Origin of the sequence: Paenibacillus solani (genome assembly GCF_001277345.1) — a bacterium.
In the GTDB taxonomy this organism is placed as follows: Bacteria; Bacillota; Bacilli; order Paenibacillales; family Paenibacillaceae; genus Paenibacillus_AQ; species Paenibacillus_AQ solani.
On record NZ_LIUT01000008.1, the window covers coordinates 182,267 to 197,323 of the forward strand.

14 protein-coding genes are annotated in these 15,057 nt (G+C 49.9%); 11 read left to right on the forward strand and 3 right to left on the reverse strand.

The window, feature by feature from the left end; translation table 11 throughout:
- The first annotated feature begins 127 nt into the window (after window positions 1-127).
- On the forward strand, window positions 128-802 hold the full coding sequence (locus tag AM231_RS24950; protein WP_054405090.1) for a hypothetical protein: 675 nt from the start codon (window positions 128-130) through the stop codon (window positions 800-802).
- A gap of 267 nt (window positions 803-1,069) precedes the next feature.
- Window positions 1,070-2,644: a peptidoglycan DD-metalloendopeptidase family protein gene (locus tag AM231_RS24955; protein WP_054405091.1), complete on the forward strand. Its 1,575-nt coding sequence runs from the start codon at window positions 1,070-1,072 to the stop codon at window positions 2,642-2,644.
- Between the two features lie 203 nt (window positions 2,645-2,847).
- Here AM231_RS24955 and AM231_RS24960 read toward each other — a convergent pair whose 3' ends face one another.
- On the reverse strand, window positions 2,848-3,144 hold the full coding sequence (locus AM231_RS24960; RefSeq protein ID WP_054405092.1) for a hypothetical protein: 297 nt from the start codon (window positions 3,142-3,144) through the stop codon (window positions 2,848-2,850).
- A 453-nt stretch (window positions 3,145-3,597) separates the two neighbouring features.
- Here AM231_RS24960 and yycF point away from each other — a divergent pair, with 453 nt between their 5' ends.
- From yycF to AM231_RS24985, 5 genes are read left to right on the forward strand one after another with little or no spacing between them, the layout of a single operon-like run.
- A complete protein-coding gene (gene yycF, locus AM231_RS24965; RefSeq protein ID WP_054405093.1) occupies window positions 3,598-4,329 on the forward strand; it encodes a response regulator YycF in 732 nt (243 codons plus the stop codon).
- A complete protein-coding gene (walK, locus tag AM231_RS24970) occupies window positions 4,329-6,158 on the forward strand; it encodes a cell wall metabolism sensor histidine kinase WalK (protein WP_054405094.1) in 1,830 nt (609 codons plus the stop codon). The genes yycF and walK overlap by 1 nt, the downstream gene beginning before the upstream one ends.
- Window positions 6,155-7,432, forward strand: a complete 1,278-nt coding sequence (locus AM231_RS24975; protein ID WP_054405095.1) for a YycH family regulatory protein — start codon at window positions 6,155-6,157, stop codon at window positions 7,430-7,432. The genes walK and AM231_RS24975 overlap by 4 nt, the downstream gene beginning before the upstream one ends.
- Before the next feature lie 46 nt (window positions 7,433-7,478).
- The gene (gene yycI, locus AM231_RS24980; protein WP_053490783.1) at window positions 7,479-8,228 is read left to right on the forward strand and encodes a two-component system regulatory protein YycI; all 750 of its coding nucleotides are present in this window, start codon (window positions 7,479-7,481) and stop codon (window positions 8,226-8,228) included.
- A 7-nt stretch (window positions 8,229-8,235) separates the two neighbouring features.
- A complete protein-coding gene (locus AM231_RS24985) occupies window positions 8,236-9,039 on the forward strand; it encodes an MBL fold metallo-hydrolase (protein ID WP_053490784.1) in 804 nt (267 codons plus the stop codon).
- 130 nt (window positions 9,040-9,169) lie between these two features.
- On the opposite strand, the gene AM231_RS24990 is transcribed toward AM231_RS24985, so the two are convergent.
- Complete coding sequence (locus tag AM231_RS24990) at window positions 9,170-9,433, reverse strand: alpha/beta-type small acid-soluble spore protein (RefSeq protein WP_207383688.1); 264 nt, start codon at window positions 9,431-9,433, stop codon at window positions 9,170-9,172.
- A 284-nt stretch (window positions 9,434-9,717) separates the two neighbouring features.
- The gene (locus tag AM231_RS24995; protein ID WP_054405096.1) at window positions 9,718-10,473 is read right to left on the reverse strand and encodes a helix-turn-helix domain-containing protein; all 756 of its coding nucleotides are present in this window, start codon (window positions 10,471-10,473) and stop codon (window positions 9,718-9,720) included.
- Window positions 10,474-10,865: 392 nt separating this feature from the next.
- On the opposite strand from AM231_RS24995, the gene AM231_RS25000 reads away from it, so the two are divergent.
- From AM231_RS25000 to AM231_RS25015, 4 genes are all read left to right on the forward strand, one after another.
- Window positions 10,866-12,074 carry an ABC transporter substrate-binding protein gene (locus AM231_RS25000; RefSeq protein ID WP_242615303.1) on the forward strand — a complete coding sequence of 403 codons (1,209 nt, stop codon included), beginning with the start codon at window positions 10,866-10,868 and terminating at the stop codon, window positions 12,072-12,074.
- A gap of 98 nt (window positions 12,075-12,172) precedes the next feature.
- On the forward strand, window positions 12,173-13,054 hold the full coding sequence (locus AM231_RS25005) for a carbohydrate ABC transporter permease (RefSeq protein WP_054405098.1): 882 nt from the start codon (window positions 12,173-12,175) through the stop codon (window positions 13,052-13,054).
- Window positions 13,051-13,884: a carbohydrate ABC transporter permease gene (locus tag AM231_RS25010; RefSeq protein WP_054405099.1), complete on the forward strand. Its 834-nt coding sequence runs from the start codon at window positions 13,051-13,053 to the stop codon at window positions 13,882-13,884. The genes AM231_RS25005 and AM231_RS25010 overlap by 4 nt, the downstream gene beginning before the upstream one ends.
- A gap of 33 nt (window positions 13,885-13,917) precedes the next feature.
- A complete protein-coding gene (locus tag AM231_RS25015) occupies window positions 13,918-14,865 on the forward strand; it encodes a nucleoside hydrolase (protein WP_054405100.1) in 948 nt (315 codons plus the stop codon).
- The last annotated feature ends 192 nt before the right edge of the window (window positions 14,866-15,057 follow it).

Genomic DNA, 15,057 nt, shown 5'->3' on the forward strand with positions numbered 1-15,057 from the left:
TATCAATTCAACAGTGAAAAAATATAGAATCGGCGGTTGAAGTGATAGAGTGCGGTCAATACTGGAAGAAGGAAGCAATTATGATCATGGTATATGAGATATGGATATGTGATAGGAGGAGTTGGAAGTGAATTGGATGAAATGGCTGCTGAAAGTCAGCCTGACCACGCTCCTGGTGAGCACGCTTACGATAGTGACGACAGGCTTCGTAGTGAACGCTTATATTCAATCGGTGCTGTCCAGTTTTAATATTCAGCTGGAGACGGAGTCGATGGGTGTGGGCGGCATGATGAAGGCGATGCTGGGGATCGGCTCCGGTACAAAGCCGGATAGTGTAAATTCCGTCAAGGAAAGCGGTCAGACAGAAAATAAGGGGTCTACTGCCGAGAATTCGATATCGGGCGCAGGGAAGGACGCTAATACTGGCAAAGCCGAGAATGATGAGACGAGTACGAAGGAATCGGAAACGACGATTGAGCCGTCAGAGAACGAGGCACCGGATAATTCCTTGCCCGTGATGGGCAGGAATACGTCAGAGGCTGGCGATCCCTCCCTGGAAGACCAGCAGATTGTAATGACTCCCGGGGATATCGTGGATCGAAAAGGCAGTTTGTCGACAGAGGACAAGGAAGAGATTTTTACGATATTGATGAATAAGCTGCCCCAATCTGAAATGCAGAAAATATCCGAAGCCATGGAAGATGGGCTAACGGCGGCGGAGCTTGAAGAGATCGAGCAAGGCATATCCAAATATTTGAATCCCGAAGAATTCGATAAACTGATCTCCATGCTCAAAGAATAAAGCTATATGGGGCGAAGAGCCGTTCTGTCACGATATTATCAATGGTTTGTTAGAATTATACATTGGAAAAAACAGGGAAACCCGCGTCCGGCGCGGGTTTTTGGTCGTTTTCGCAAACTTGAAATGATTGTAATGGCTATGTTAAAGTATACAAAGATCGAAAAGGTTAAAATTTTGAAACCTTTTGACGAATGCTGTCGCAAGGGAAAACCAGTTAGCTTGACTATATAAATTTTTACATAGGATAAGGCTTTAAAGGAGAGGGACATGAAAGGTTTTAACGGAAAACGGTGGATAGACCGTCTGAAAAGCAAGCCAGCAGTCAAGCACTCCGCCTCGGATAACAACACCAATCGCGAATCCTCTGAGCCAATGCATCCAGAACAATCGAGATGGGTATCACCCCGCCGGTGGATTTGGTTGTCGGCCGGAGCGATTCTCATTGCAGGATCGATCTATACAGGCAGTAAAGCTTATGTGAATGCGAATACGATTCCATTCTATCAAGTATATGTAGATGGGAAAGCGATCGGCGCCATCCAGGATGATGCCCAGCTTGACCAGCTTCTCACAGCGAAACAGAAGGAATATCAGAAGAAATATCCGGATGTGCTCATGGTGCTTCAAACGGAAGGGATTACAACCAAGGCTGACCGCTCTTTTAAGCCGGAAGTGAACAGCGAAGAGACGCTAGATAAACTGGACGGCATGCTGAAGGCTTATGCCCGCGGCGTGGAGCTGAAGGTGAACGGCGAGACGGTGGCGATCATGAAGGATCAACAGTCAGCCAAGGCTGCCGTAGAAGCAGCAAAATTAAAATTTGCTCCCGCTGCTGCCCAGAAGGATAAGACGCAAAAGGCGGCGCTGACGAGGACATCCGCATCGGCATCTAAGAAGAAGGGTGAAAACGAAAGCGGGCTTCAATCCGTAGCTATCAAAGAGGACATCTCACTGGCCAACACCAAGGCGGACCCTAACAAGGTGCTGAATGTGGATGAAGCAGTCAAGGCGCTGACGGGTACGAAAGAGAAGCCGGTCGTGTACACAGTGAAAGAGGGAGACACGATCTCCTCGATCGCACAGCATTTTGGTATGAAGTCTGCTGATGTCATGGCGCTCAATCCCGAGCTGAAGGAGAAATACGTTCAAATCGGGGCCGAGCTGCAGGTGACGAAGCCGGAAGCACCGCTGACGGTAAGAACGGTAGAGACGGTATCGGAGAAGCAGCCGAGCAAACCGGAGACGATCGTCCGCAAGAGCAGCGAGCTTCCGCTCGGCAAGCGAAAGGTTGTACGTCCCGGACGGGATGGCGTCAAAACGGTGGATTATATTGTAACGAAGGAAAATGGAAAGGTTGTTTCCAAGCAATGGACAGGTCAGCAGGTGGTTCAGGAAGCCCTGCCAGAGGTTGTATACAAAGGCACCAAGGTAGCGCCTAAGAAAAAGGCTGTTGCCAAAGTGACGTCCAAGAAGTCCGACGGCCGCATGTTCGCATGGCCAGTCAGCAGCCCGCGCATTACAAGCCCATACGGTCATCGCTGGGGAAGAACCCATGAGGGAATCGATATGGTTGGCGGAAGCTCCATTAAGGCAGCTGCCTCCGGAAGAGTTGTCTTTGCAGGCCGGCAGAACGGTTACGGCAACGTCGTGATTGTCGATCATGGCAATGGCTACCGTACCTTGTATGGACATATGAGCAAGATTTCCGTTCGTAACGGACAGTCGGTTGGACAAGGCTCCCAGCTGGGTGTCATGGGTAGTACGGGCCGTTCCACCGGAAAGCATCTGCATTTTGAAGTGCAAAAAAATGGAGTTGCCAGAAATCCGATGAAATATCTGTAGTTCTGTGTTATACTAGGAAAACCAATGCGACATAAGCCATTATTGGTTCATATATCATAATCATGAAGATGGCCGCTCCTTAAAGGGGCGGCCATCTTTGCGTTTTGGCAAACGGACTTTGGTGAGACTCGCTCTCATCCCCTTGGAGGAGATAAGCTCCATGAAGTGAGTACAATCTTCTGAGCTTTTGAGGATGAGCACGGTTACTTTTTGAACAGATAGACTAGAAGATTCACCAGCGACAGCATCACGATTGCTATGAACATGTAAAAGGAAACGGCATCGCCGCCGATCCCCAATTCATCGGAAAGTATGCCTATTTGATAGGCCAGATAAGCGGATACGGCTACGCTGCTAAGTGTGATGACTGCTACGGTAAACTCATTAATCAAGAACCTACGATTCTTTCCGATTGTTTGAATAAGCAACGAGATGATCAGAATCATAATGAACAGAATATAGATCGGCCTGAAGTTAAGGAAGACATCTGTGCTTTCCATCCCAATATAACCTCCTTGATATGACTAGAATGTGCTCCCATCCCAGCTGTATGGAAATCGACAGATTATGCTAATGAACAACGGAATTGAACAAACCCCATATAAAGTAAATAATTGCCATAAACGAGCACAGTACTAACCATACCATGCTCCTATGCTTCCATCAATTCCAATACAGAATATCCTTAGAGGGAAGTCTCCGTCCCCCCTCTAATATCTTATTCAATCTAACTGGATGACAGAATAACGCTTAGGATTGGAACTCCACGCACGCTTTGCGGCGCCTAAATGGATCATAAATAGGGGATACGAAATAGAGGGCGGCAGTTCAGGAACGGTTGGTGTGTAGTGACGGCAGGTGTGGTAAAATGAAGGGAAGACCGTTTAAGTGTGAGTTCAAAAAGGGACTTTTTGAACATCCTCTTTAAGTGAAGGTATGAGGTGAACAGGAAGATGCAGGGGACCATTCTGGTGGTGGATGATGAACAGCCCATCGCCGATATTTTAAAGTTTAACTTGGAAAAAGAGGGCTATGATGTCATCTGTGCTTTTGACGGCATCAGCGCCGTGGATATTGCGCTCACGCAGCGGCCGGATTTAATGCTGCTTGATTTGATGCTGCCCGGCAAAGACGGAATGGACGTGTGCCGCGAGGTGCGAGCAGCTAACCTGCAGATCCCGATCATCATGCTGACGGCAAAGGACGGGGAGATTGACAAGGTGCTCGGGCTTGAGCTTGGTGCGGATGATTACGTGACAAAGCCGTTCAGCACAAGAGAAATATTGGCTCGTGTGAAGGCGCATCTGCGACGTCAGCAAAAGCCGGATAGCCCGGCAGATAACATAGGCGACTCAAGTGCAGGCGGACAAGGCCTGCGGCTGTTTGAGCTGTTTATCGATACGGATATGTACATGGTGTACAAGAGCGGGGAAGCGCTGGATCTTACGCACCGCGAATATGAATTGGTCTATTATTTGGCCCGCAATGCTGGCAAAGTGATGACGCGTGAGCATCTGCTGCAGGCCGTATGGGGCTTTGAATATTTTGGCGATGTGCGGACCGTGGATGTTACCATCCGCCGCCTTCGCGAGAAGATTGAAGAGAATCCGAGCAAGCCGGAATATATCCTGACTCGGCGCGGCCTAGGCTACCTAATGCGCAGCGCTAAAAACGGAGGCCTGTAATGAAGTGGCTGTCCTTCTTCCGCACGATCCAGGCGAAGGTCATCATTATTTATGTCCTTCTCATTCTGATCGCGATGCAGCTGATCGGAGTGTATTTTGTGAGTGCGATGAAGAACTCGCTGACCAGCAACTTCACGAAGGACTTGCAGGAGCGCGCCGAGCTGATGTCGGTGCTGGCGGCCAAGACTCTTGGTGGAGAGAATGATTCGGAAGACGATTCGAACGACAGCCTGCGTATTATGGTGAACAATCTGTTCAATCTGAACGGAGCCGAGGTTCAGGTGCTGGATTCCACGGGGCGGGTTCTGACGACTTCGTTGCCCTCCCATGCGGACTACGTGAACACCAAGAATACACAGACGGTTGTCAGCCGGGCCTTGCAGGGAATACAGGATAATGAAGAATACATTATTGATGATGATAATATCCGCAAAAAAGTGGTGGCAAAGCCCGTCATGTATAACGAGAAAATCGTTGGTGCCATCTACATTGTGGCCAGCATGAGCGAGCTGTACAGCACGATGCAGCGGATCAACAATATTTTTATATCGGGCATTCTGCTCGCACTCGGCTTGACTGCGGTGCTCGGCGTCATTCTGTCGCATACGATTACCCATCCGATCAAGGAGCTGACGAAGCATGCCCGGGCTGTCGCGGACGGCAAGTTCACCGAAACAACACCAGTCTTCGGCAGTGATGAGATCGGCCAGCTCAGCCAGGCGTTCAATTATATGACCAGCCGTCTGCGCGAAGCCCTCTCCCAGAACGAAGAAGAGAAGGAGAAACTCGCGTCGATTCTGACCAATATGAGTGACGGGGTCATTGCAACTGATGAAGCGGACAGAGTCATCCTGATGAACCGACGCGCCAGTGAGATGCTAGGCGTAGAGGGTGAAGAGCTGGCGGGGTATGGCATTGGCTCTTTGCTGGGGCTCGAGGAGTCTGAGCTGGAAGCTCTGGCTCGCGGTGAGGGCCATGACTCCAAGCTGCTGGAAATTATCCCACGGGAGGACGGCGACCCCTTCATGATGCGCGTGACGTTTACTCCGATACATCGGCGCGAGATCGGCATCACTGGAACGATTGCCGTACTGCAGGATGTTACCGAGCAGGAGAAGCTGGAAGCCTCCCGGCGGGAATTCGTAGCGAATGTATCGCATGAGCTGCGTACACCGCTGACAACAATCAAGAGTTACACGGAAGCGCTGGAAGACGGGGCTCTGGAAGACAAACAGATGGGGCCGCGGTTTGTCGGTGTCATACAGAACGAGACGGGCCGGATGATCCGTCTTGTTACAGATCTGCTCCATCTATCACGTCTCGACTCCAAGGAGGCAGCACTCCATAAGGAACGGACGGATATTGTGGAGATGCTGGAAGATGTAGAGGACCGTTTCTCTTTCCAAATGAAGCAGAAGCATATTCGTACGATTATTGAGGTAAGACCGGGCGTTTCTACGGCTATGCTGGACCGGGACGGAATCGATCAGGTACTGGATAACTTGATATCCAATGCCTTGAAATATACGCCGGACGGGGGCACCATCACCTTGGATGCAAGCATTACAGAGGATGGCATGCTGTCCTTATCGGTGAAGGATACCGGGATTGGTATACCGAAGAAGGACCTGGATCGAATCTTTGAGCGCTTCTACCGGGTTGATAAGGCAAGGACTCGCAATTTAGGTGGGACCGGTCTCGGTCTGTCCATTGCCCGGGAAATTGTCAGGGCACACGGAGGGTTTATAACGCTGCAATCGGAGCTGGAGAAAGGGACCACCGTAGCCTTTACGATACCCCTGAATGATGAGGGGAGGGCTTTGACGTGAAGGAACGCATGAAAACGGTACTTCTGGTCGTGCTAGTGGTTGGCAGTTTGCTGCAGAGTTATGTATTGATCTTCCGCTTTCCGGGCAGTGATTCGGTTGTCCAATCGAAGAACGCTTATATTCGAACTGAAGAGATGGGGCCGGAGGAGAAACCTGAGAATTTGCTCTTCCCCGATAAGATGATCATTCATCTGGGCGAAGACCAGCATACGGTGTTCTATCCCAATGACACTTTCTACAATCTCGTATTTAACCGGCTTAAAGGCCGGACATTTGATCATTTTCAGCGGCGGATGGTCAGCAATATCGATTGGCCCAAGGTTCGGTCGGAAAATCGGGGGATTGAACTGAGCTTTGATTCAGGAATTCCGGTTACCTTGCTGCAAAAGATCATGCAGATCGTGCCGGATCCCCTGTTTGAAGGGGAAAGCATCAACAAGATGTGGCTGTACAGCGTCGAGGGCGAGGGTAAGATCCATGTCATGTTCTTCAGTACGGAGGGTGATGTCGTTTATGAAGCGGCACAGGCCGATTTGACCGTGCAGGACGTAGACCAGTTGGTGGATTTCGGGTTAAACTGGACGCCGTATAAGATGGTGGATGGCCGCTATTATATTCCGGTGAAGGAACTGAGCCTGCTCAGTGTTGAGCTGCCGATTGGCGAGTATACGGTGGAGCAAATGCAGCGGAGCCTGTTTTTTGACCCTAGCATCACCCGTAATATCCGGGAAAAAGACGGATCCGAAATTTATACGGACAGCAAGCGGAGTCTGCAGGTGGATCAAGGGCAGAAATGGATCAGCTATACCGATCCGGCTGCACCGCCATCGGGCGAAAACAGCCCCGGCAAGGATGTGCTGGCCGCTATCGATTTTGTGAACCAGCATGGAGGCTGGAACGGTATGTATAGGCTGTGGAAGGCCGGCAAATCCGAGGATCGGACCCTGGTCAAATTCCAGCAGTACTATGGCGGGTTCCCTATTCTTAATACACCAGGCTTCCATTATGGCATGATGGAATTGGACCTGCAGCAAGGAACGGTAACGTCCTATGAGCGCTCATTGTTCTACCTGGAATCAGGGACCATCCAAAAACGGATGGCAAAGCTGTCAGGAGGCGAGACTTTGGAGACGAAGCTGATGCCATATATTAAGAATAATTCAGTTGCTGACCTGAATCCGGCGTATTTGCCAGTGCAGACGGAGGGTCGCTTAAGGCTGAAGCCTGTGTGGGCCATTGAACTTCGGAACGGAACCGTCATAACCATCGAATAAAAAACGGACCACCGTTCACTAAAATCGTCGTAAAGGAGGAAGAATCGTGGATTGGGGCCGTGCCAAAAATGTACTGATATACGCGTTTTTGCTGCTGAATCTGGTGCTGGGATATCAGCTGTGGATGGATTACCGGGAGCAGGTCGGCTCCAATCTCGATGTTACCTCGCTTTCCGAGAGTACGCAGCAGTTGATGGAGGAGAATGGGATACAAGTGTTAAGTCCCATTCCCACGGATACGCCGCAGCTGCCCAAAATCAATTATATTTACAGCGCCGAGGCTCAGGGAGAGCCGGTTAGTTTAGAGCAGCCTGTTGACACGAAACTCGTCTATTCGGACGAGAAAGAATTCAGGACTGCGCTGGAGGGCAAGATCGCTGACATGGGGAACTATCGCCATGATGAGCCATCGGACAAGGAGAATATCTTCATTTTCCGTCCGCTGGTGCAGAAAGAGTGGCCAATGTTTAATGTACAGTTGGAGTTTATTCATGAATCTCAGAAAATTCATGCATTTCGCGCCCCTGTGTTTGAGATTCTGCAGAGCAGCGATATGGAGGAACAGAAGGTTCTGCCCGCATCGAAGGCATTGGAAACACTTATTGAACGTAACTTTATTCCGCCGGATTCGGCGGTACGCGATATTCAGCTTGGCTACTATGGGCAATTGTTTAATACGGAGGATCAGTTGGCAGCACCAACCTGGCGGTTTACACTAGATCATGGCGAGATGATCTATGTGCAGGGCATCAGCGGGGATGTGCTTACGCCAAAAAGCGATACAACAAAGGAGTAACAAGACTATGGGGATATCATTTTCCGTGCTGTCGAGCGGCTCAACGGGCAATGCAACCATTGTCCGCAATGAGGATACGACACTGCTGATTGATGCGGGACTGAGTGCGCGTCGCATTGATGAACTGCTGAAAGAACGCGAAATGATGGGGGAAGAGATCGACGGTATTCTGGTCACGCATGAGCATTCTGACCATATTCGGGGACTTGGCGCCGTGGCGCGCAAATACAATCTGCCGATATATGCGAATGAGAAGACATGGGAAGCGATGAGTAAGTCGCTGGGAAAGATCGCAGAGGAGAACCAGATTGTGCTGGAGAGTCATGAAGTCAAGGATTTTGGCACGCTGCGGGTGGAGCCGTTTGAAATCTCTCACGATGCAGCAGCACCAATGGGTTATTGTTTCTATGATGGCGACGAGAAACTGGGTGTAGCTACAGACCTGGGCTATGTCAGCGATAAAGTGAAGAAAGCGCTAGAAGGGTCCGATGTGCTGGTGCTCGAAGCCAATCATGATATCGAGATGCTCCGAATGGGGCGGTATCCTTGGAATACCAAACGCCGGATTCTCGGCGACATGGGGCATTTGTCCAATAACTCGGCAGGCGATGCGTTAAGCGAGCTGCTGACAGGGGATACCAAGCGGACTTATCTTGCTCATCTCAGCCTCGATCACAATATGATGGATTTGGCGAAAATGACTGTCCGCGATACGATGGAGGACCGCGGCTGCTTCTTCAAGGATAGTGAGTTCAAATTATGCGATACGTATTATAACCGCCCGACGCCTTGGGATAAGGTGGGGGAATAATAGTTCAGCCATCATATATCAAAACTATCTTAATAGAACAGCCCCGTAATCATGGATCTATGATTATGGGGCTGTTATTCCGTCTTTGTGCAATGCCGTGGAGCTGTGGGAGCTTGGGTTGTTTTAAGGCTTAACGCTTGCTGAGACTCTCTTGCGCCATACGCACCATCTCCCGGACCATGGAACCGCCAATCGCGCCGCCGACTTTACCAGCCTGTCCGGTAGTGAGGTCGCTGTTGTCGCCCGGCTTCAATGGAACACCGAGAGTTCGGGCAACCTCGTATTTGAGGTCCTGTTGTCTCTGCGGGTCCACTTGATAGCCTTCGTTACGCATCACATTCGTCATAAATTGCTGCATCTCGGGACTGCGGTGCCGCCTTGATCTTCTTGCCATATCGATCACCCTCCTTGCAGTTTGGTTTCCCCTACATAACATTCCCTGCGGGTAAACCGCAAATGTATGGATAACCTGACCAACTAAACAATACCAGGAGAAGATGAGTAGGAGTGATCAGCGTTCGCGCTTCATGTACTGATAGGATGATAGGCGTGCGCACTGCTTCCTGTGAGTAAGATGCGCGGTTCGGCACGCTTGGATGGCTGTCGGCCATAGTAGTAGAATGTTGGACAGCGCTTGAATCTCGAACTGACGATAGATCCTTTGAACCTCAATTGTATTCAGAGGCTGGGTTGTTTGCGGAAGGTCATTGGAGTAACCCCGGTTTCCCGCTTGAATACAGCGCAGAATTGGGAGTCCTTGGCGAATCCTGATTCACTAGCCACTTGTGAGATGGTCATTTCGGTATGCAGCAGCAGGGACTTGGCATGATTCAGCCGTTTGCGCAGCAAATAATGCTGGGGAGAGACGCCGGTTGTTTCCTTAAACAAATGGCGGAAGCGCTCATAACTGTATCCGGACATGCTGGCCAACGTTTCGCCGGCTATTTTTTGCTGAAAATGCTCGTCCATATAATTGATGGCGTATTTCAGCCGTCCTTCATCAGGCTGGAGATGCTTGTTCAGTCCAACGAGGCGCTGGATTTGCGTGGTCAATTCGCTTACGAGCAGATTGAGCATTTCGTAATATCCCTCCTGCTGGGAGGTAAACTCATATTCCATGCGAAGAATCAGCTGCTGAATTGTATGTTTATCGTCATCCTCAATGACTTTGTTTATGTTGCGGATGGCCTCTTCCTGTTCGCAGAGAAAGCCGATGAAGAGCAGCTCCGAATCGGAGGTATGCTTCTCATCGTGCAGAGTATGCGGAGAAATAAGGGCAAACGTATGCGGTTTGAAGGTGAAATTAGTTGTCCCGATCCGCGTATTTCCGCTTCCGCCGAAATAGTAAACAAGTTCATAGCATTTATGCTGATGAAGGTGAATGTAGGTGTCTTTTGGATGGTGAGTATGAAAAAGAAACAGCAATCGGTCCATTGTTCCCCTCCTTGTGGCTAACATTAGCCGATTATTGTAAAAAGACGACCGAAAACGGGTAATATCCCGTCCGTATTATTGGTATTATCCTATCAGTTAGTTCCTATTATGACAATTCACAAGGCGTGTCAGCTTAAGCATGAGGATACGTCTCTATATGTATTGTCGGTATTTTTTGTGATTTTCGTTACTTGCTTCAGCTTAGGGACCAACCACAAAAGAGAAAAACGGGGGATCAGCTTATCATGGTATTTTCTAAAAAGAGAAGCTTTACAATGTTAGCGGCCTTACTCATGGTTTCACTATTGCTCTCCGCATGTTCCGGGTCTAAAACGGACAGCAGCACAGCGGCTGAAACGGATAAGGCTTCAGATTCGAAGACTTTGACAATTATGGCGGAAACCAGTTCGCATGCCGATGCATTCAAGAGCATCATTCCTGACTTCGAGGAAAAGTACGGCGTGAAAGTGAATGTCGTGGAAATGCCTTACGACCAGTATCAACAACATCTTAAATTAAAATTTATCTCGGATCAGGCCGAGTTCGATTTGGCTTATGTACCGATCGGCTGGGTACCTGAATTTCAGCTTGCTGACTATATCACTCCGATTGCCACAGAGCAGGCCAAGCTGGATGAGCTCGAGCTGGATGACTTTCCAGGGATCGACAATGCCTACTTTGGAGCGGACAAGCAGCTCTATTTCCTTCCTTATATGAATGAAACGCACGGCATTCTGTATCGGACCGATCTGTTTGAGGATGCGGCTGAGAAGAAAGCGTTCCAGGACAAATATGGTTATGAACTGCAGCCGCCACAAACGATGCAGCAGTATAAGGACATCGCAGAGTTCTTTACCCGTCCGGATGAGAATCTGTATGGCGTGACCCTGATGGGCGAGAACAGCATCCTGTCCGGATTTGGATTCTATAACCGTCTGTTTAACTATGGCGGAGACTTATATGATAGCAATTATAAGCAGCAATTCAATAATGAAGCAGGTCTGAATGCGCTGAATGACTTCAAGGAGTTGTTCCAGTATGCGTCTCCTGCTGCTAAACAATACGGTTGGTCGGATGCTTCCTCCGAGTTCCTGCAAGGGCGCAGCGCGATGGCAGAAATGGCTACCACGGTTGCTCAAATGGCACAGGATCCGAATCAGTCCACCATTGTTGGTAAAGTCGGATTTACGGCTATTCCGGCAAATGACGCCAATACGAGCGACATTAAACGTTTCTATCTGCCATACGGCTTTGTCATGACGAAGAATTCCGACAATCAGGAAGCTGCGTTCCAATGGCTGGAGTTTGCAACGAGCCAGGAAATGATGGAGAAGGCAGCGCCAGTAGGAAACATTCCTGCCCGTACTTCGGCACTGACTGGAAAACTGGCTTCGGAATACAGCTTCTATAAGCCGCATGCGGACATCATGAATTCTTTCCGTCTGGAGACGCTGCCGCTGATTCCGGAAGGATCGACAATTACAGGCGAAATTCTGCCGAATGCCGTCGTGAAATATATGTTCGGCGAGCGTTCCGCTGAGGATGCGCTGAAAGAAGCGGCAACCGAATTTGATGAATTGATGAAATCGCGAGGATACTAAGGATCTTACATGTATGACAGCAGCTTGCTGCTATGAGAAAAGGAAGGGGCACCCTTCCTTTTCTCTATATTCTCTAACGTAAGGGCGGTTAATGAACAATGCCATCTCAACCACGTGAAAGACTATGGTTCGTTTTGCCGGGCGTTCTGATCATCGTTCTGGTTCTGCTGATTCCAATATTGGCAGCACTGGGACTCAGTTTCTTCTCCTACCCGCTGCAGCGACCGGATCTGGGCATCCATTTCATTGGACTCGATAATTTCAAAAGACTTTTGGCAGACACCACCTTCATGAATTCGCTATGGAGAAGCGTTCAGTTTACGGTGGGCGCTGTTGCTTCCGAAATGATCGTGGGTACCATACTTGCCCTGTTGCTGAAGAGTCATGTGTGGGGGAAGTCATTTTTCAAAGTTGCTTTTATGGTTCCGATGATGATGGTTCCCGTTGTCGTCGGGGTAGCATGGAGATTGTTCCTGCTGCCGGATTTTACGCCGCTAGGTCCGATATTTCAATTTTTACACATTCCGTTTGATACATCAAAGCTGTTGACCGATCCGGGCTGGGCGATGTTCTCGGTCATTCTGGCGGATGTGTGGCAGTGGAGTCCGTTTGTCATGATTATGATGCTCGCGAACCTGCAAGGGATTCCGGACGATGTGTATGAGGCTGCTCAGATGGACGGGGCTTCCAGATGGAAGACCTTCTGGACGATGACCTTGCCTTTGGTTGCTCCAGCCCTGCTGTCTGTAGCGGTACTGCGGGCAATGGATGCTGTACGGACCTTCGATTTGGTCTACATTTTGACCAGCGGTGGACCGGGTACGGCAACCGAGATGGTATCCGTATATAATTACAAAATTGCGTTTAGCCGTTATGACATGGGCTATGCATCGGCAGTCTCCACCGCGGTGATGATCGTGCTGGCTGTGGTTATATTCGGTGCGCTCTATATGCTTAGCCGGGGAGGGAAGAAGCGATGAACAGCCGAAAACTGAAGATTCATCTGTTTACGGGATTTAAAACAGGGATACTTCTTCTGTTTTTCATCTTCTTCATGCTGCCGATCGTATGGGTGGCACTGACATCGATTAAACGCCCGGTTGAGCAAATGGCCATTCCGCCGATCTGGTTCCCGGAGCAGCCGGTCTTTGACAGTTATCTGACGTTGTTTCAGAACCCGGATTTCGCGACAAGCTTGGTAAACAGCCTGCTGATATCGGGCGTGGCCACGCTAATCACCATCGTCATCGGGGCCATTGCAGCCTATTCAATTGAACGCTTCCGTACCGGAGGCCGGATGCTGCCAAATCTGCTCTTGATGACGCGGATGATTCCGCCCGTGGTCGTGATTGTGCCGATCTTCCTGCTGGCTTACCGCGTAAATCTGCTGGATACGTATGTTCTGCTTATCATTACCTATTCTGCGCTAAATATGGCGCTAATTATATGGCTGCTCCGTTCCTTCTTCGCCCAGCTTCCTGTGGAGATGGAGGAAGCGGCGATGATAGACGGCTGTTCCCGCATCGGGTTATTCTTCCGCATCGTGCTGCCGGTGGTCATGCCGGGCATTGCGGCAGCAGGCCTGATCTGCTTCATCTTCTGCTGGAATGAGTTCCTGTTTGCAGTGACGCTGACAGGCTCCCATACGAAGACGATGCCGGTACTGACCAGCACTTTCGTGAGCGAGCGCGGCCTGGACCGGGGGTTAATGTCGGCCAGCGGTTTGGTATCCAGCTTGCCGGTGATTGTTTTGACGATTGTGTTCCAGCGCTATCTGGTGAGCGGACTCACCCAGGGAAGCGTGAAGTAATATTTTGTCGTATGAAGAGAGGGAGAATTTTATATGAAAAAAGTAATTATTGACTGCGATCCGGGGATGGACGATTCCCTGGCCCTCATATTGGCGATCAAGTCGCCTGCATTAAAGGTGGAGGCTATTACGACGGTAGCCGGTAACTATCCGATCGATGTGACCAGCATGAATGCGCTGAAGGTGCTGGAGCTGCTTGGGGAAAGCGACATCCCTGTGTCCAAGGGCATGGGGAAGCCGCTGGTGCGGGCACTGGCGCCTGATCCGTTCAGCCACGGGTCTGACGGACAGGCGGAATACCATCTGCCGGCGCCAAAGCTGGAACTGTCGAGCATACATGGCGCTGACATGATCATCGAGACGGTCAAGAAGAACGCGGGAGATATTCATATCTTGGCGCTCGGGCCGCTGACCAATGTGGCACTGGCCCTGATGATTGCGCCTGAAATCAAGCCGATGATCAGCTCGATCACCGCTATTGCCGGCTCCTATGGTCTCAATAAATATGCAACAGCCAACGCTACCGGTGATAATCCGCAGAGCGAGTGGAACGTGTACGTGGACCCTGAAGCAGCAGAGATTGTATTCAACTCAGGCGTGCCTCTGCATGCCATTGGACTGGATGTGGCAACCCATTTTGACGTGAACTTTACGGAGTCGGAGCTGAACGAGCTGAAGCAGTCGCCAAACCGTGAAGCCGACTTTCTGCACAACATGATTCAATTCGTACTGGGACGCGGCTTTGAATCCTATTGCGTGCTCATCGATTCGATGGCTGTCGCAGCTGTGATTGATCCTTCATTGATTCAATACCTTACAGGCAAGGTCGGAATCGAGACGAAGGGGAAATTGACTCTGGGCATGACGATTCTGGATACGCGGCATCATCATACTTGGGACCATTTACCCGAGGTTAATATCGCCTATGAAGCGGACTATCGCCGTTTCCTGCGCCTCGTAATGGATACCGTGCTCGCTTAATTTACAGAAAAGCCTATTACCATAAGCCGATATCATTCTAATAGCTTCATCTCAGTCAGCCAGACCCCCTATCACAAGTGTTGGGGGGTCTGGCTTTTTAATAGGGAACTGAAAGTATTTATACCAAGGCCGCTTAAAGAAGAATAAGCTGTTGAGAAATCAAATAGGATATGGAGAATGCCCGAGGTGCTG